16 protein-coding genes and 1 pseudogene are annotated in these 17,557 nt (G+C 24.7%); 2 read left to right on the forward strand and 15 right to left on the reverse strand.

Annotated features, from left to right (window positions below; all coding sequences use genetic code 11):
• Window positions 1-584: 584 nt before the first annotated feature.
• From tyrS to rpsP, 4 genes are all read right to left on the reverse strand, one after another.
• A complete protein-coding gene (tyrS, locus tag OC701_RS01280; RefSeq protein ID WP_304514303.1) occupies window positions 585-1,844 on the reverse strand; it encodes a tyrosine--tRNA ligase in 1,260 nt (419 codons plus the stop codon).
• Between the two features lie 145 nt (window positions 1,845-1,989).
• Window positions 1,990-2,346 (reverse strand): 50S ribosomal protein L19, encoded by a 357-nt coding sequence (gene rplS, locus OC701_RS01285; RefSeq protein WP_320415505.1) that lies wholly within the window; start codon window positions 2,344-2,346, stop codon window positions 1,990-1,992.
• 74 nt (window positions 2,347-2,420) lie between these two features.
• Window positions 2,421-3,158: a tRNA (guanosine(37)-N1)-methyltransferase TrmD gene (trmD, locus tag OC701_RS01290; RefSeq protein ID WP_304514317.1), complete on the reverse strand. Its 738-nt coding sequence runs from the start codon at window positions 3,156-3,158 to the stop codon at window positions 2,421-2,423.
• A 121-nt stretch (window positions 3,159-3,279) separates the two neighbouring features.
• Window positions 3,280-3,516: a 30S ribosomal protein S16 gene (gene rpsP / locus OC701_RS01295; protein ID WP_304512254.1), complete on the reverse strand. Its 237-nt coding sequence runs from the start codon at window positions 3,514-3,516 to the stop codon at window positions 3,280-3,282.
• A 537-nt stretch (window positions 3,517-4,053) separates the two neighbouring features.
• Between rpsP and ruvA the strand changes: the two genes are divergently transcribed.
• Both ruvA and ruvB read left to right on the forward strand, forming a co-directional pair.
• Window positions 4,054-4,620 carry a Holliday junction branch migration protein RuvA gene (gene ruvA / locus OC701_RS01300; protein WP_304514304.1) on the forward strand — a complete coding sequence of 189 codons (567 nt, stop codon included), beginning with the start codon at window positions 4,054-4,056 and terminating at the stop codon, window positions 4,618-4,620.
• Between the two features lies 1 nt (window position 4,621).
• Entirely contained in the window at window positions 4,622-5,620 is a 999-nt protein-coding gene (ruvB, locus tag OC701_RS01305; protein WP_304514305.1) for a Holliday junction branch migration DNA helicase RuvB, read from the forward strand.
• 136 nt (window positions 5,621-5,756) lie between these two features.
• Here ruvB and OC701_RS01310 read toward each other — a convergent pair whose 3' ends face one another.
• From OC701_RS01310 to OC701_RS01360, 11 genes and pseudogenes are all read right to left on the reverse strand, one after another.
• Window positions 5,757-6,176, reverse strand: a complete 420-nt coding sequence (locus OC701_RS01310; protein WP_304514306.1) for an HIT family protein — start codon at window positions 6,174-6,176, stop codon at window positions 5,757-5,759.
• Window positions 6,177-6,258: 82 nt separating this feature from the next.
• The gene (locus OC701_RS01315; RefSeq protein ID WP_304514307.1) at window positions 6,259-6,924 is read right to left on the reverse strand and encodes a ribonuclease HIII; all 666 of its coding nucleotides are present in this window, start codon (window positions 6,922-6,924) and stop codon (window positions 6,259-6,261) included.
• Between the two features lie 403 nt (window positions 6,925-7,327).
• Window positions 7,328-7,987, reverse strand: a complete 660-nt coding sequence (locus OC701_RS01320; RefSeq protein WP_304514308.1) for a uracil-DNA glycosylase — start codon at window positions 7,985-7,987, stop codon at window positions 7,328-7,330.
• Window positions 7,988-8,058: 71 nt separating this feature from the next.
• The gene (locus OC701_RS01325; protein ID WP_304514309.1) at window positions 8,059-8,631 is read right to left on the reverse strand and encodes a signal peptidase I; all 573 of its coding nucleotides are present in this window, start codon (window positions 8,629-8,631) and stop codon (window positions 8,059-8,061) included.
• A 112-nt stretch (window positions 8,632-8,743) separates the two neighbouring features.
• A complete protein-coding gene (locus OC701_RS01330; RefSeq protein WP_304514310.1) occupies window positions 8,744-11,491 on the reverse strand; it encodes a cation-translocating P-type ATPase in 2,748 nt (915 codons plus the stop codon).
• Window positions 11,492-11,624: 133 nt separating this feature from the next.
• Window positions 11,625-12,893: a hemolysin family protein gene (locus OC701_RS01335; protein ID WP_304514311.1), complete on the reverse strand. Its 1,269-nt coding sequence runs from the start codon at window positions 12,891-12,893 to the stop codon at window positions 11,625-11,627.
• A gap of 227 nt (window positions 12,894-13,120) precedes the next feature.
• Window positions 13,121-14,542, reverse strand: a complete 1,422-nt coding sequence (gene proS, locus OC701_RS01340; RefSeq protein WP_304514312.1) for a proline--tRNA ligase — start codon at window positions 14,540-14,542, stop codon at window positions 13,121-13,123.
• Window positions 14,543-14,774: 232 nt separating this feature from the next.
• Window positions 14,775-15,866: a methionine adenosyltransferase gene (gene metK, locus OC701_RS01345; RefSeq protein ID WP_304514313.1), complete on the reverse strand. Its 1,092-nt coding sequence runs from the start codon at window positions 15,864-15,866 to the stop codon at window positions 14,775-14,777.
• Between the two features lie 848 nt (window positions 15,867-16,714).
• Window positions 16,715-16,843 (reverse strand): hypothetical protein, encoded by a 129-nt coding sequence (locus OC701_RS01350; RefSeq protein WP_304514314.1) that lies wholly within the window; start codon window positions 16,841-16,843, stop codon window positions 16,715-16,717.
• Window positions 16,844-17,329: 486 nt separating this feature from the next.
• A pseudogene (locus tag OC701_RS01355) lies at window positions 17,330-17,410 on the reverse strand (S-adenosylmethionine synthetase N-terminal domain-containing protein); the annotation flags it as partial.
• Window positions 17,407-17,541, reverse strand: coding sequence for a hypothetical protein (locus OC701_RS01360; protein ID WP_304514315.1), 135 nt, complete (start codon window positions 17,539-17,541; stop codon window positions 17,407-17,409). The pseudogene OC701_RS01355 and the gene OC701_RS01360, both read right to left, overlap by 4 nt.
• Window positions 17,542-17,557: the final 16 nt, after the last annotated feature.

Genomic DNA, 17,557 nt, shown 5'->3' on the forward strand with positions numbered 1-17,557 from the left:
AACAGATTCTTTATCCTTAACTATCAGGGCTTTGATTTCCTGATTGGTAAATTGAATTACTTAGTCTTAGGATTCTCCAAGTTACGCTAAATTTCTACCTTAATTCTTTAGGGGAAGTATCCTCTTTGTTTGGGAGGCTGATTCCAGGTTTCTTTATCCGATAAACTACTCAGTATTATGGTTTTATACTAGTAGACTCTGGACTGTCCGTTTAAGCAACTTCCGGAACAGGTTTAATATTACATCCATTTCCCTTCTTAGGCCATTGCAGGCTTCTCCATGGAATTATTCGGTGGCGGCGTCTTCTTGACTAATTTGCTTTGGTCGCAACCCGCTTTTATGGTCTGCTATAATCTATCATTCTTTCGTCTGATAAACCGACCATATCCTTTCAGGGTTTATCGGCCCTGGCTATTGGTTAGATAGCACGAAATTTAGGCCTCTTTGGCGCCCACCATAATTAAAAGGTTTTTTTAAATGTTTTATAATTAATTGACGATATAATAAATAATTAACCATAATATTTTGACTCACATTTTGTAGATTAAAAAAATTAATAAATTTTAATTATGAATTAAAAAAATTTAAGAAAAATATATTAAAATGTTAAATTTCTTTTTTTTAGTCAATAAAAAATATTTATTGAATAAAGCTAATTCAGGAGTTAAACACAAATCATAATCAAAACCTTTTATACAAGGAAAAATTTTAATACTTTGAGATAATAATAATGCTTTAACTTCTTTCTTTGAAAAAGCTAATTTGCTTCGAACGACAACATCTAATAAAGTAACTTTTTGATCAACTGATAAACAAAATAAATATTTTTTTAAAAATTTTAAATCTGCTTCTACCAAATCTGATCTTTTTTTATTAAACAAAAGATAACTAGCCTTTTCGCAATCTTTAGATATTAATTGACCATGAACTAAAGAAACTATATAACTAGCTAATTCTTTTTGAGCTAATCTTTTGTAGGAATTAAATTTCATTTCAGATTCTAAATAATTAATACGATCTAATGCAATTAAAGTCATTTTTTTTAAACATGAAATTACACGATTATCGGGTAAATTTAAAAAATATTGATACATATCAAAAGGACTAGTTAATTCTGGATTTAACCATACATTACCTTTTTCACTTTTGCCAATTTTAACGCCCTGATCGTTTAATAATAAAGGAATACTCATACCTAAAGGTTTATTTCGAGAAGGATTAATTAATTTTCTAATTAATTCCAAACCGCTCGTAATGTTTCCCCATTGATCAGAGCCACCAATTTGCAATATTACATTATTTTTGGAATATAATTGATAAAAATCAAAAGCTTGCAATAAATTATAAGAAAATTCAGTATAAGAAATACCGGAATTTTCATTATTCAATCTTTTGGATATAATTTTTTTAGACAAAATATATTTAATATTAAATAATTTACCATATTGACGTAAAAAATCCAAAAAATTTATTTGAGATAACCAATCATAATTATTAACAAAAGATACTCTGTTGTGAGGCAATAAACGTTTTAATTGTGAAACGATATCTCGAGTATTTTTAACAACTTCTTGCGGTATTAATAAAGTTCTTTCTTTTGTTTCTTTAGGATCTCCAACTAAACTAGTGGCTTGCCCTATTAAAATAAAAGGACTATGACCTTTATTATACAAAAGCAAAATAGTGTTAATTTGCACCAAATGTCCTATTGTTAAAGAAATAGCTGTAGGATCGAAACCGCAATAAAAATTAATAACATTATGATTTAACTTATGCATTAAATCTGATTCATTGCTACAATCTTTTATTAAATTACGCAGTTTTAATTCTTCAAACAAAGGCATTTGTTTATCTCCAATTTTTAATTTGATTTTTTTTATAAATATTTCTATATTCCTTTATATTTATATGATAATACAATAAACAAACATAATATTATATAGATTATAAACAATATTTTTAAATAAAATCAATCATTATTTAAAAATTTTATTTATGTTTAGTTTTAATTCTAGCAGCTTTCGATGATAAATGACGTATATAATATAATTTCGCACGACGAACTATACCAGAACTAAGAACTTCTATATCTTCTAAAGAATCTGAATAAACAGGGAAAGTACGTTCTACTCCTACACCGAATCTAATAGCACGTACAGTAAAAGTTGCAGATATACCACTACCTTGGCATTTAATAACTAATCCAGAAAAATTTTGAACACGTTTATTATCACCATTAGATTGTCTAATTAACATTCTAACAGTATCACCAACTTTAAAAAAAGGTATTTTTTTCAAACTTTGACTCTCTATAGATCTTATTAAAGACTGACCTTTGAATTCCATAATTTAATATTTCCACTTCCTTAATAAAAAAATTTTATTTATTTATAATTAAAAAAATATGAAAAATATAATTGTTATTCTTCATCTTCATTTTTAATTTCTTTTAATATTTTTTGATTTAATTCATCTAAACAAATTTTGTCTAATAAATCTGGTCTTTTTTTAAAAGTATTTTTTAAACTTTCTTTCAAACGCCATTTATAAATTTTTTGATGATCCCCGGATAAAAGAATTGAAGGAACTTTATAATTTTTATATTCGAAAGGTCTGGTATATTGAGGATATTTTAATAAACCTTTTTGATGGGAATCAGATAGATAAGAATTTTTATGAATCACTCCTGGTATAAGCCTAATTATAACATCTATAAAAACTAAGGAAGCAATTTCCCCACCAGTTAAAACGTAATCACCAATAGATAATTCTTCATCTATAAAATTTAAAATTCTAGCATCAACACCTTCATAATTACCACAAATAATAACTAATTGTTCAAAATCATTAATATATTGATTTGCTTTAAATTGATTTAATACATTTCCTTGAGGAGATAATAAAATAACTTTACTCTTATTCTTAATATTTGATTTTATTTTCTTTAAACAATCATATAAAGGCGGAAACGATAACAACATCCCTGAATCACCACTATATGGCTTATCATCTATTTTAAAATGTTTATTGTGACTATAAAATCTTAAATCATGTATATTTATAATAACTTTATTTTTGTCTTTAGCTCTTTTCAAAATAGAATGATTTAAAAAATAATCAAAAAAATTCGGAAAAATAGTTACAATATCTATTTGCATGTTATTTATCAAATAATCTTTCCTTTTCAAAAAACAAAAAATAAATTTCTTATTTAAATTATATTTCCTTTTGGATTATTCTATTATTTTTAAAACTTTTAAACTCGAAGAATTAATTAATTTAATTCTTTTTAAATTTTTTACACAAATTTTTAACAGTAGTAGTAGGTTGTCCGCCTAAAGATAACCAATAATTAATTTTCTCTAAATTTAAATTAATTATTCCTTTTAAGGGATCATAGTTTCCTAAAATTTCTAAAAATTTACCATTCCTTTTATTATGAGCATCAATTGCTACTACACGATAAAAAGGCTTGTGACGAGAACCAAAAAGTTGTAAACGAATTTTAACTGACATGTTTCTAACTCCAAACGCAATTTAATTAAAAAATATTTTGAAAAAATAATAATTCAAGTAATTATAAAATAAAAAATAATTACTGTCAATCACATATTAACTCATTTTAATTATAAATATAAAAAATACATAATTTTCACAATAACTTAATAAAAATTTACTTTTTTATTAAGATTATTAAAAATAAAAATGTTATTATAAGAAATTGTTTAAAAATCAAAGTTAAATGAATAAAAATTTTTTGTACATAAATTATAAAAAATTATTAAATATGAGTTAATATTTATAATATTAACAATTTAGAGTATATAAGGTTAAAGAAAAATTTAAAAATATCCTTTTAATTATATAATCATTATTTATTATAATGCCTAGGTATAGTAAAATATATGTAATTTAATAAATCATTTCAACAAATATCTAAGAGAATAATTAAATTATTTAAATTAAAAAATAACCTTGAATTAATAATTATTTTTAGATCAAAAATGAATAAACATAAATTTAATTTATAAAAGGAGTAAAATAACTGTTAATATGTACTACTATATTACAGGTTTAGTAAAATTAATCAATAATAATAATATAATTCTTGAAAATAATGGTATAGGCTACGAAATAGGTTTTTATAACCCTTATTTATTCAAAATAAATCAGAAAGTAAAATTATTTACTTATTTATATATTAAAGAAAATATACGTTATTTATATGGTTTTACAAATATTAATTTATTAAATTTTTTTAAAACAATAATTGCTATTCCAGGTATAGGTCCTAAAATAGCTATTGCACTGACACAAAACGAATTATTTGCAGACATTCAAATGGCTATTGAAACTAATAATATAAATTTCTTAAAACAATTTCCAGGTATTGGCGAAAAAACCGCACAACAAATTGTTTGGTATTTAAATACCAAAAATAAAAATAAAAAAACAAAATATACATTTAATCCAAAACAAAAAGATGTTCAAAATGCTTTATGTAATTTAGGTTTTGATATAAAACAAATTAATTCTACTATAAATCAAATCAATACAGAACAAGATATAGAAGCCATGATTAAAGAAGCTTTGCAATTATTATTAAAAAATAGGAAATAAAATGGAAAAAAAATTAAAAAATCAACCCAATCAAAAAAATAAAAATGAAGATGCTTTTTTGAGGCCTCAAACATTAAAAGAATACGCGGGGCAAGAAGATATTAAACATATTTTAAATATTTATATCAAAGCTTCACGAAAACGAAAAGAAACTTTAGATCACCTATTATTTTATGGACCTCCAGGTTTAGGAAAAACCACTTTAGCACGCATTATCGCAAACGAATTAAAAACAAATATAAAGATTACTAATGGAGCTGTTTTAGAAAAAGCTGGAGATTTATCTGCTATTTTAAGCAGTTTAAAAACAGGAGAAATTTTATTTATTGACGAAATTCATCGATTACCAAAAACTGTAGAAGAAATTTTATACTCTGCTATGGAAGATTATGCTTTAGATATCGTTATCGGTAAAGATTATGATAGAAGAACTATTCGAATTAATTTAGCACCTTTTTCTTTAATTGGAGCTACTACTAAATTCGGACATATCTCTTTTCCGCTAAGAGATCGATTTGGTTTAACTTTAAAATTAAATTATTATAAAGAATCAGAACTAAAAACTATTCTCCAAAGAACAGCTAAAGTTTACAATAATTATGTAGAAGAATCAGCGTTAACAGAATTAGTAAAACGTAGTCGTGGCACACCTAGAATAGCTAATCGTTTATTCCGGAGAACACGTGATTTTGCAGAAATATATTCTAATAAAATAATTACTCATCAAATAACGCTAGAAACATTAAAAAAATTAAAAATTGATGAAAATGGATTAAATGAAACAGATTTTAATTATTTAAAGAATTTAGTAATTAAGTTTAATGGCGGACCAGTAGGAATTAAAAATTTATCTGCTACTTTAGGAGAAGAAATTTTTACTATAGAAGAAGTTTATGAACCTTATTTAATCCAAAAAGGCTATATAAAAAGAACTCCCAAAGGTCGTATAGCAACTAATTTAACTATTAAATTATTAAATAAATTAAATGAGAAAAATTAATATAGATATTATTATTTTATTAAGTACAATATATTAAGTAAATTTAATAAATTTTTAATTAATTTTTTACAAAATATAAAATGTATTAAATATATTTTAAATAATAACATCAACTAATATTTAAATTTTTTATTTTCTAATTAGAATTATAATCTAGTATTTTTTGTAAAATCATTTTATAATCCTGTTCCTTTAAATAAGAAGAATTATCTAATAATTTAACACATATTTCTTCCTTAGAAAAGCGAGGAATTATATGAACATGATAATGACAAACAGTTTGTCCAGCTACTTCTCCATTATTATTTATTAAATTTAAACCAGAAGCTTTAAAAGCCTTAATTAATATATGACTAATTTGATAAACTATTTTAAATAAATGAACAAAAACATCCTGTGGTACGTCTTGAATATTAGAATAAACTTTTTTAGTAATAACTAAAGTATGACCGCGAGTAGCTTGAGAAATATCTAAAAAAGCCATAACTAAATCATCTTCATAAATAATATAAGTCGGTATTTGTTTATTAACTATTTTCAAAAAAATATTATGCATATTGCTTATTCCTTTTTATAATAATTTTAATTTAAGAATATTTTTTTGAAAATTTCCATAAAATTTAATTTGAAAACTAAGATTAATTAAAAAAATTATTCTTACTAATATTTTTAAAATTCATTTTAGCAATTTTATAAAAAATAGATAAACCATATTTTTCATAAATTAATTTAATTTGTCGATTAACTAAATCAGAAGCTCCTAACATTAATTTTACATTATTAAGTTGTCCTAGTTTTTCTATCTCTCTTAAAAATAAATAACGAGCAATAATAGAAGAAGCAGCTACACATAAAAATTTAGATTCAGCTTTAGTTTTAAATATAATGTGACGATAAACATTAAATTCTGTTTTTAAATAATTAAAATAACAAGATTTATTTGCAAATTGATCTATAATGACTGGAGATGAAAATTTTAAATTATGATAAAATCTTAAAATTAATTTATTATATAAACAAGCGAGTATATGATTAAGATTTAATTTTTGTTTAATTAAATTATTGTAATCAAAAGGTTGTAAAATTTCAAAATCATAATCAATATTTTTCATCAAAAAAGGAGCTATTTGAAAAATAGAATTTTTACTTAATAATTTGGAATCTTTAACTCTATTGCGTAATAAAAAATCTGCTAATTCATGCCTTATATAAACTATACCAACTACTATAGGACCGAAAACATCACCCTTACCTGATTCATCTGCCCCGACACAATCGATATAATTTTGAAAATTTTTCTTCATGAATTAAAAAACTCCTTTCAATTATTTTGTTATCATATAATTAATAAAATAGATATTTGCATTTTAAAAAAAATTTTTTTATTATTCTTATATAATATTATAAATAATAATGTCCCTCGTATAAAAAAACATAAAAATAAATGCAATTATAAAGATTCTTATAATAATACCCTTATACTGAAGACTAATTTTTCGTTAAATATTTATGATTTTATTAGAATATTTTTGACTTCTAAATGAAATTATTGGAAATCATGGAATAATCTTAGTTAATATTATTTAGAATTTAAAATTGTTTTGATTTCCATCATTTCTTTTTTAAGCAAAAAGTTATTCTTATCCTTTAAATGTTTATCATTATTACTAGTTATCGATTAAATAACTTAATATTTAAAAATCCTCTTTAGCATAAATTCCAATTAATAGGTTTTTTTTGATGATGTTTTAAATATTCATTAGTACGAGAAAAAGGTTTAGAACCAAAAAAACCTTGATAAGCAGATAAAGGAGAAGGATGACTGCTTTCAATAACTAAATTATCCTTAATATTAATATATTTTTTATACTCTTGAGCTTGTTTCCCCCATAAAATATAAACAATATTTTTTTTCAAAGATAAATAATTAAATATATTAATAATAAAAATATGCCAACCAATATTTTTGTGACTCAAAGGAAATCCTTGTTCAACAGTTAAAATGGTATTTAATAACAATACCCCTTCATAAGCCCAAGAAAATAATTGATTTCTAAAATTTATAATAGATAAATCATTTTGTAACTCAATAAAAATATTCTTTAAACTTTTAGGAGTATCCCAAGATAAAGTACTAAATGCTAAACCGTGAGCTTGATTAGGTCCAGGGTAAGGATCCTGTCCTAAAATAACCACTTTTACTTGTTCCCAGGAAGTAAATTTAAAAGCGGTGAAAATATTTTTTGCATTTGGCAAAATTTTTTTCCCCAATTGAGATTGAATTCTCAAAAAATTTTTTATTTTAATAAAATAATTTTTTTGTCGTTCTTTGTCAATGATATATTCCCAATTTATATTAATCAACATAAAATATTATCACCCTTATTATAAAATAACTCTTTTAACAAATTAATGATCTGAATTAATGAATTAAAATTTTAAACTAAATTATCATCGTATTCATATTCTCCCCAAACAATAAAATAAAATAATAATAACATCATTCCCCATATAAACGCATAAGTTATCTCGTAAGGAATTTTAAAAGAATATTTATAAAAAATATTTTTATAAGGAATTTTTTCTTCAAATTTTTGAACAGCCGGATTATTATCGCCTTTCGTAGTAACGTATTTTTCTTGATTATTATTCGCAACTACTCTATGAATGATAAAACTATCTTTTAAATAAGAAAATTGAGAATAATCAGCTTTAAATATAATTATATCACCATCTAAAGTTCTTGGATTACTCGGTTTTAACAATTTACATTTATTTTCATCTAATATAGTAAAAAAAACTATATCATCAACGCGCATCGAAGGCAACATACTATCACTAGATACACGAGAAAAATTAAAACGAAAAATTTGAGAAGTTTTTTCTTTATCTAAAACTAAATTACATAACAAAAATATAACTAAAAAAAATAAAAATAAATTAAAAAAATAATAAATAATCTTTCTAATTATAGTTAATAAAATATAACTTTTATATTTTATAAATCCCATTAATAAATGCTCCCAATCTTTTGAAATAATATCAATTAAAAAAATTTATATATAAAATTGTTGAAATAAAATTCAAAATTCAGAAAAAAAATTCACAAACTAACTAATTAAATTAATCTTTAAAATATTTTTTAAATAATTCAACAATCAATATGGGAATTAAAGAAATAACTATAATAATGCTTATATCCCAAAAAGATAACTTAGCCAAATTAAAATATTTTTGGAAAACAGGAATAAATAAAATAATAAACTGTATCGCAAAACTTATTACAAAATAAATTATAAAAAGATTATTTTTAGTTTTAATGGAAAAAATAGACTTTGATAAACTTCTAAAATTCCAAGCATGAAATAACTGTGAAAAAGCTAAAACCATAAAAGCAAAAGTTTGCCCATATTTAAAATTATCAATACTATGAATATAATAACCTAAAATAGCAGAACCAAAAACAACAATACCCAACATTAAACCTTCTAAAAAAATTTTATAAATTATTGATTTATTTAAAAAATTATTATTTTTGCTTATCATAGAATGATCTATAATATTATGCTCTGAAGGTTCCATACCTAAAGCTAAAGCTACTAAAGAGTCAGTAACTAAATTAATCCAAAGAATTTGTAAAGTATTTAAAATAACAAAATCAAAAGGAAAACAAAAAAAACCAAAAAAACTATTCAATAATATAAGGCAAATTTCGCCCATATTACAACTTAATAAAAAAACTAAACTTTTACGAATATTAACAAAAACATTTTGCCCTTCTTTAATAGATGTTAAAATAGTATGAAAATTGTCATCCATTAAAACAATATCAGCGCTTTTTTTTGTAATTTCGGTACCACTTAAACCCATAGCTAATCCTACATCAGCTTGTTTAATACTAGGTACATCGTTAACTCCATCACCAATCATAGCCACTATATAACCTAATTTTTGCCAAGCTCTTACAATTTTTAGTTTATGTGTTGGAATAGTACGAGCATAAACCTTAATATTTATTAATTTTTTTAATAATTCTTTTTCAGTTAATTTATCTAATTCAGAACCATCAATAATTAAATCAGTTTTTTTATTTAAAATTTTTAATTTATTAGCTACTTGAATAGCTGTATAACGATGATCACCTGTAATCATAATTGTCTTAATATTAGCTTCATGGCATTCTTGTATCGAGTGAAAAACTTCTAACTTTATAGGATCTTCAATACCTACTAACCCGATTAAAATAATATTGTTACGCAAAATATACAAAATTTCTTTTACAGAAGTATTATCACATAAAAAACGATAATCAAAAAAATTTGTATAAGCGATTCCTAACACTTTATAACCCATTTGAGCTTTTTTATTTAATTTAAATTCAAAATCTTCTTTATGTTTTGCATTTTTAATAACATTTTTTTGTTTTTGATTATTATAAATATAATATGATAAATCCAATATAATTTCTCCAGCACCTTTAACAATAGTTAAATATCGATGCTGATATTTATAAATAGCAATCATCAACTTCGAATGATCATCAAAAGGAAATATTTTAATTAATTTATATTGTTGTTGCAACTCAGCAACATCGATATTTAAAAATTTAGATAATTCTACAAAAGAACGATCTACAGAATCTAATAAATCATAACAAGAAATAATCTTTTCATTATAATGTTGAGCGATACTATTACATAAAAGGCCATAATAAACTAATTCTTTACAACTTGCCATTAAATTATTACAAATTAATTTATTAGAATAATCAATATGAACAAAATCGGAATAAACATATAATGATTTAATTAATAGTTTATTCTGAGTAAGTGTACCTGTTTTATCTGTGCAAATAACATTAATCGAACCCAATCGTTCTAATGTCTTTAAATTTTTAACAATAGCATTTTCTTTAGATATCTTTTTTATACCAAAGGCAAAAATAATAGTCATAATAGCTAATAAACCTTCTGGAATAACTGCTACGATTAAAGCAATAGAAGATAATAAATAACTACTAATAATATCCCAACTCAAATAATGAAAAAATAAATAATATTTCATAACATTAAAAATAAAATTTATTAAAATTAAAATAAAAATAATAATACTCAATATTTTAGTTAATTTTTGTAAATAAAATTCTAAAACTGTTTTTTCTTTTTGAATTGTTTGAGATAATTTAGCAATCTTACCTATTTGAGTTTTCATACCTGTATTAATCACTAAAGCTTCAGCATTTCCATTAATTACAACAGTATTCATGAATAACAAATGTTTATAATTCAATAAATTGGAATCACTCATTTTAATCTCAACTTGTTTAGTAACTGCTACAGATTCGCCTGTCAAAATCGCTTCATCCACTTGTAAATTATTAGAAACTAATAAACGTAAATCTGCAGGAACTATATCTCCTTTATCCAAAAAAACAATATCTCCTGGAACTAATTGATCACTAGTAATTGATTTTACATTAGATTCTCGTAAAACTTTTACATATATTTTAGTATTTTTAGCAATAATATCAAAAGATTTATCTTTTTGATGTTCATGGAAAGCGCCAAAAACAGCATTACCTAATATAATTATTAAAATTAAAATACCTTCATATAATTCTTCTTGATGGCTAGAAAAAAAACCTATTGTTAAAGTAATAAAAGCTGCCATTAGTAAAATATATATAAAAAAATTATTTAATTGGCTAAAAAATTTTTTTATTAAAGACTTAGGTTTAGTTTTGAACAATTCATTCAAACCATTTTCGCTTAATCTAGTTTGAACTTGTTGTTCTGTTAATCCTGTTTTCAAATTAGTTTGCAACTCTTCAACTAATAATAATATTTCAGAATTATAAAACAAAGAATTCATATATGACTCAACCAAACCTTCTAATAAATATGCCTAATCAATCATTATTAATTTAAATAATAATAAAATAAATAAAAAAGAAAAATTCAAACTTTACTTATAATTTATTTTAAATTATAAAAAAATAAAAAAATTATTTTATCTGTTTAGGGATAATAGACTTAGTCACTTTAACTTTGGTAATTACTAAACCATTATGAGATAAACCGTCGAAAACCCAATCATTATAAACTATTCTTATTTTTTCGTTACTTTCTGGCATTCTACGCAATTTATCCAACATAAAACCGCTTAAAGTATCATAATCATCTACTGGTAAATTAGCATTTAAATATTCTTCTATATCACAAAGATGAGCAGTACCTTTTATAATAAATTCTTGATCGGAAATTTTTACAATTTCGAAATCGTTTTTATCATATTCATCCTGAATTTCGCCTAGAATTTCTTCAATAACATCTTCAATGGTTACGATACCAGCTGTACCTCCATATTCATCAACTACAATAGCCATATGTTTTTGTTTAGACTGCATTTCTTTCAATAATTCACTAATATTTTTGAATTCTGTAATGTAAAAAACCCTTCTTAAATAATGATTAATATTAAATTTTGAATAATTATTTTTAGAAGATCGTTGATCATTTGCAACTAATAAAACCTTAAAAAGATCTTTGATATGCACTATACCTAAAATCTTATCTAAATTCTCCATATAAACAGGAAATCGAGTATATTTCTCTTTTAAAATGAATTCTCTCAATTCATTAATACTAATATCATGACGAATAGCTACAATTTCCTTTCTATGACGCATAATATCGGAAACTTTAGTAGTATTAAAATCAAAAATATTTTGTATCATATTATTTTCATTACTATTAATAACTCCTTGACTATAAGAAGCGCTTAATAAAAAACGCAATTCATCTTCAGAAACAATATCTTGAGTTTTATTAGGATCAATTCTTAAACAATATAGAATGATATTACTTATTTGATGTAATAACCAAACAAAAGGTTTCATAAAAAAACAAACTAAATTAAATAAACCTAATAAATAATAAGCAGTTTTTAAAGGATAAATTAAAGCAATTCTTTTAGGAATAATATCTCCTAAAACCAAAGAAAGAACAGTTAACAAAATTTGAACCTCACCATGTGAATCATGATGCAACATATAACCTTGAATTACTGTCAATATATGAATAACAATTTGAATAACAGACAAAAAATGAGTAGGTTTAGATTTAATTTTTTTAATTTTTAAGGCTTTTTTAATACCTTTTTCTATTTCAATATCCAATTTACTTTCACTTAAAGAAACTAAAGATATTTCGATAGCTGACAATAAAGCATTGATAAAAATTAATGCTATGATAGTCAAAATAATTATACTCATTTTATTTTATAACCTCTTTCACATTTAACTGCAACAAAATATAGGTTATAAAAAATAAAACTTTTTAAATAATTATTTTTATCATCATTTTCCATATACGTTTAAATTACCTTATTCTCCTTGTTTAATTTCTTATTTTATTATAGAATAACTTTTAATAATTTTACCATAAATTCAAATAAAAGTAAAATCATTAATTATTTAGATTAATTTTAATTTTGATCTTTTTAATAAGCTCTAGCGAATAAAATAGTTTGGTTTGCTTTTTTACGAGTAACAGGACAAACTTTATTTAATAATTTTTCTTTCAAAATTACTCGAGCTGTAGCTCCTGTATCTTTTTTGATGATTTCTTCCGCTTCATTAGCTAAAACACTCATTTTAACGTATCCTTTTTGAGCTAAATAAAGTTTAAATTCCTCATAATTACTAGCAATATAAATATTTTTTTCCATACGTTTCAAAGCATTATCAAACATATTTTGATGAATATTTTTAAATAATTTAGATATATTTGTTAATAACTCGGAAGAATTAATAATAATTTTTTTTCGACTATGTCTAATAAAAATTGTTATTTGATCATTTTTTAATTCTTTTTCCCCTATTTCTAATCTCAAAGGAATTCCTTGCAATTCATAATGACTAAATTTCCAACCAATATTTTTGTTTTGTATATCTAATTTAGTTCGATATTTTTTAAATAACTGTTTATAATAAAAATTAACTTTAGTGGATAAAAGAGAACTATTTAACCTTAAAGGAATAATAACTATCTGTATGGGAGCAATATAAGGTGGCATTACTAAACCTTCATCATCGCCATGAACCATAATTATAGCACCTATCAATCTAGATGAAATAGCCCAAGATGTTTGATGTGCTATTTGTATAACAGAATTTTGATCTTGAAATTGAATTTTAAAAATTTTAGAAAAATTAGTGCCTAAATAATGAGAAGTTCCTGCTTGTAAAGATTGACCATCATACATTAAAGTTTCAATAGCATAAGTCGTCACAGCTCCTTTAAATTTTTCTTTTTCTGTTTTAATACCCGAAATAAAAGGTATAGCTAACAATTTTTTACCTAATTTTTTATACAAATTTAAAATATAAAGAGTTTCTTCAAGAGCTTCTTTTTTAGAAGCATGAACTGTATGGCCTTCTTGCCATAAAAATTCTTTACTTCTTAAAAAAGGCTTAGTATTTTTTTCCCAACGAACTACACTACACCATTGATTAAATAATTTAGGCAAATCTCTATAAGAAGTAATAATATTAGAATAATACTTAGAAAAAACTACTTCTGAAGTCGGACGAAGAATCAATTTAGAAGGCAATAGTTGATTAGCAACATTATCAATAATCAAAGTTTCAGGAGCAAAACCTTGAATATGATCTTTTTCTAATTGAAACAAATTTTCAGAAAAAAGCAAAGGAAAATAAACATTTTGATGATTACTTTTTTTTAGATAATGATTTAAAAATTTTTGTATCATTTCCCATAAAAAATAACCATCGGGTAAATAAATAAAAAAACCTGGCACATCAGAATAAGAAATTAATTTAGCTTTTAAACAAAGATCTGTATACCACTGACTAAAATTAATATCACGACAACGAACCGTTTTAACTAATTTTTTTTTCATATATTTTTGTATAACCTTTTATAAAAATAACCTTAAAATAACTAAAATTATTACACAATGATATTTTTTATTAAATTAAAACCCCCCAATAATAAAAAAATTAAAATGAATCACTTAATGACATAATTTATAATATCCATAATGATTATCGATGAGATGATAAACAATAATTAAATATATTTAATATTAACTCCAATAAATATAGATAAAAAACATAAATATTTAATAATTATTAAAATTTATTCAACAACCGAGAAAATAATTTTATTTTATCTGTTTTTTCCCAACTAAATTTATCATTATCGACACCAAAATGTCCATATTTAGCAGTCATATGAAAAATAGGTTTAGTTAAATTTAATTGATTAATAATCCCTTGAGGACTTAAATCAAAATTATTATAAATTGTATCAAGAATAAGATTATCATTAACTCTATTAGTATTAAAAGTATTAATAAATAAACCCACAGGAAAATTTACTCCAATGACATAAGCTATTTGTAATTCACATTTATCACAAATACCAGAAGCAACAATATTTTTAGCTAAATACCTTAACATATATGCTCCACTACGATCCACTTTAGAAGCATCTTTGCCACTAAAACAACCTCCTCCATGACGTACTTCGCTGCCATAACTATCTTGAATAATTTTTCGCCCTGTTAAGCCGGTATCGAAACAAGGACCACCCTGAATAAAACTTCCCGCTGGATTAATATAAAATTTAGTTTTAACGTTTATAAATTTAATAGGGATAACTGGAGTAATAACATATTTTATAATATCATCTGAAAAAGTTTTATTATTTTTAATAATATCACTATGATGACAAGAAATCACAATTGAATCAATATAACATAAATTACCTTTTTCATCGCATGTCATAGTTAATTGTGTTTTACCATCTGGTTTTAAAAAAGGCAAAATTTTATTTTCTCTTATTTTATTTAATTGTAAAGCTAAATTTCGAGATAGTACAAACTGTAAGGGCATATAACAGAGTGTTTCATTAGTAGCGTAACCAAACATTGCACCTTGATCTCCAGCACCACCATTAACTGAAACAGCTTTATTAATTTCTTCAGATTGTTGATTTATTAAATTAACAATTAACAAATCTAAATAATAAAAATTATCTTCTTTGTTTATATAACCTATATCTTTTATTGTCTCTCGAACAATAGTTTCTATTGTTTTTTGATATGGATAGATTATTTGCGTTTCAATATCAAAATTTATTTTCTGATAGCTATTACAAACAGCCCCCATCCAAACCGGACAAGCAAGTTTCCCAGCATCCGGCTTTCCATAATTTATCATCTTTTCAGAGACTAGTTTCGTATTGCTACTAACTAGCTGTGCATTCTCCGTCATTTATGAAAATGACCTTGAAATATATCCGATGTTTACAAAAGTTTAGTGTCCTTAAAAAAAGTTATTGGCATATTCACTAACTCCCCTTTATTGATCCCCATTGAATAAACAATAAATTACTAACTTCTTTCGCCCTATCAAGGTCGTTAACCTTATTCTGGGGAGGACGATTAACTGGATCATTCCAGATCCAGTTTTACTCCTCCGACTACTAAGAAGTCGCTTTCTCCTTGGGCTATAATGACTTTAATCTCATTATTCGTTAATTTAATAACTCGCCTTTAGGATTCTCCAAGTTACGCTAAATATCAACCTTGATTCCTTAGGGGAAGTGACCATTTTATTCATGGTGAGATTCCAGGTTGGTTAAGTGATAAACTATCTAACACTTAGATCATATGTTGTAGATTCTGGACTGCTCGCATATAGTAGTTTGCGAAACAGGTTATGTTATTACATCTACTTATCTTCTTAGACCATTTCAGGCTTACCCTTAGAACCATTCGGTGGCGGTGTCTTCTTGACTAACTACTTCATCGCAACCCGCTTTTAAGAACTGCTGTAATTCTTGATGGTTTCCTTTCAAGAACCGTTCTTAGCCTGTCAGTGTTTATCGCACTGGTGATGGGTTAGTTCACTCGATATTTAGGCCTCTTTGGCGCCCATCTAAATTAATAGAACTTTTAATTTCTCCACAAAGAATAATTTTATTTTTAGTAAATAGGGATAGATTATTTGCGTTTCAATAACTGGATTTATCAACTAGTTAGTTATCTATTGCAAACAGCCCCCCTCTAAACCGGACAAGCAAGTTTCCAAGCATCCGGCTTGCCATAATTTATCGATAAACCATAAATTACTAACTTCTTTCGCCCTATCAAGGTCGTTAACCTTGTTCTAGGGAGGACGATTAACTGGATCATTCCAGATCCAGTTTTACTCCTCCGACTACTAAGAAGTCGCTTTCTCCTTGGGCTATAATGACTTTAATCTCATTATTCGTTAATTTAACAACTCGCCTTTAGGATTCTCCAAGTTACGCTAAATATCAACCTTGATTCCTTAGGGGAAGTAACCATTTTATTCATGGTGAGATTCCAGGTTGGTTAAGTGATAAACTATCCAATACCAATAGTATATATTTATAGCTTCTAGACTGCTCGCTTATAGTAGTTTGCGAAACAGGTTATGTTATTATACATCTACTTATCTTCTTAGACCATTTCAGGCTTACCCTTAGAACCATTCGGTGGCGGTGTCTTCTTGACTAACTACTTCATCGCAACCCGCTTTTATGGTCTGCTATAATTTATCATTCTTTCGTCTGATAAACCGACCATATCCTTTCAGGGTTTATCGGCCCTGGCTATTGGTTAGATAGCACGAAATTTAGGCCTCTTTGGCGCCCCTATCGTTTCAATAGCGATTTTTGCATTAGAATCTTGCTTCAAATAAGCATCTAATAAAACATCAGAAATTTGATCTGCTATTTTATCAGGATGTCCTTGAGATAGGGATAGATTATTTGCGTCCCAATAACTGGATTTATCGACCAGCTATTCATTACAAACAGCCCCCCTCTAAACCGGACGAGCAAGTTTCCAAGCATCCGGCTTGCCATAATTTATCCTTTTTTT

This window comes from Candidatus Phytoplasma bonamiae (assembly GCF_030586845.1).
Lineage (GTDB): Bacteria > Bacillota_I > Bacilli_A > Acholeplasmatales > Acholeplasmataceae > Phytoplasma > Phytoplasma bonamiae.

Coding starts and splice junctions, on each gene's coding strand:
- ruvB (WP_304514305.1), top strand. CDS start 4,622: ATGGAAAAAAAATTAAAAAATCAACCCAATCAAAAAAATAAAAATGAA.
- OC701_RS01325 (WP_304514309.1), bottom strand. CDS start 8,631: ATGGGATTTATAAAATATAAAAGTTATATTTTATTAACTATAATTAGA.
- metK (WP_304514313.1), bottom strand. CDS start 15,866: ATGATAAATTATGGAAAGCCGGATGCTGGGAAACTTGCTTGTCCGGTT.
- rplS (WP_320415505.1), bottom strand. CDS start 2,346: ATGGAATTCAAAGGTCAGTCTTTAATAAGATCTATAGAGAGTCAAAGT.
- tyrS (WP_304514303.1), bottom strand. CDS start 1,844: ATGCCTTTGTTTGAAGAATTAAAACTGCGTAATTTAATAAAAGATTGT.
- ruvA (WP_304514304.1), top strand. CDS start 4,054: ATGTACTACTATATTACAGGTTTAGTAAAATTAATCAATAATAATAAT.
- OC701_RS01315 (WP_304514307.1), bottom strand. CDS start 6,924: ATGAAGAAAAATTTTCAAAATTATATCGATTGTGTCGGGGCAGATGAA.
- OC701_RS01320 (WP_304514308.1), bottom strand. CDS start 7,987: ATGTTGATTAATATAAATTGGGAATATATCATTGACAAAGAACGACAA.
- OC701_RS01350 (WP_304514314.1), bottom strand. CDS start 16,843: ATGATCCAGTTAATCGTCCTCCCTAGAACAAGGTTAACGACCTTGATA.
- OC701_RS01360 (WP_304514315.1), bottom strand. CDS start 17,541: ATGGCAAGCCGGATGCTTGGAAACTTGCTCGTCCGGTTTAGAGGGGGG.
- trmD (WP_304514317.1), bottom strand. CDS start 3,158: ATGCAAATAGATATTGTAACTATTTTTCCGAATTTTTTTGATTATTTT.
- proS (WP_304514312.1), bottom strand. CDS start 14,542: ATGAAAAAAAAATTAGTTAAAACGGTTCGTTGTCGTGATATTAATTTT.
- rpsP (WP_304512254.1), bottom strand. CDS start 3,516: ATGTCAGTTAAAATTCGTTTACAACTTTTTGGTTCTCGTCACAAGCCT.
- OC701_RS01330 (WP_304514310.1), bottom strand. CDS start 11,491: ATGAATTCTTTGTTTTATAATTCTGAAATATTATTATTAGTTGAAGAG.
- OC701_RS01310 (WP_304514306.1), bottom strand. CDS start 6,176: ATGCATAATATTTTTTTGAAAATAGTTAATAAACAAATACCGACTTAT.
- OC701_RS01335 (WP_304514311.1), bottom strand. CDS start 12,893: ATGAGTATAATTATTTTGACTATCATAGCATTAATTTTTATCAATGCT.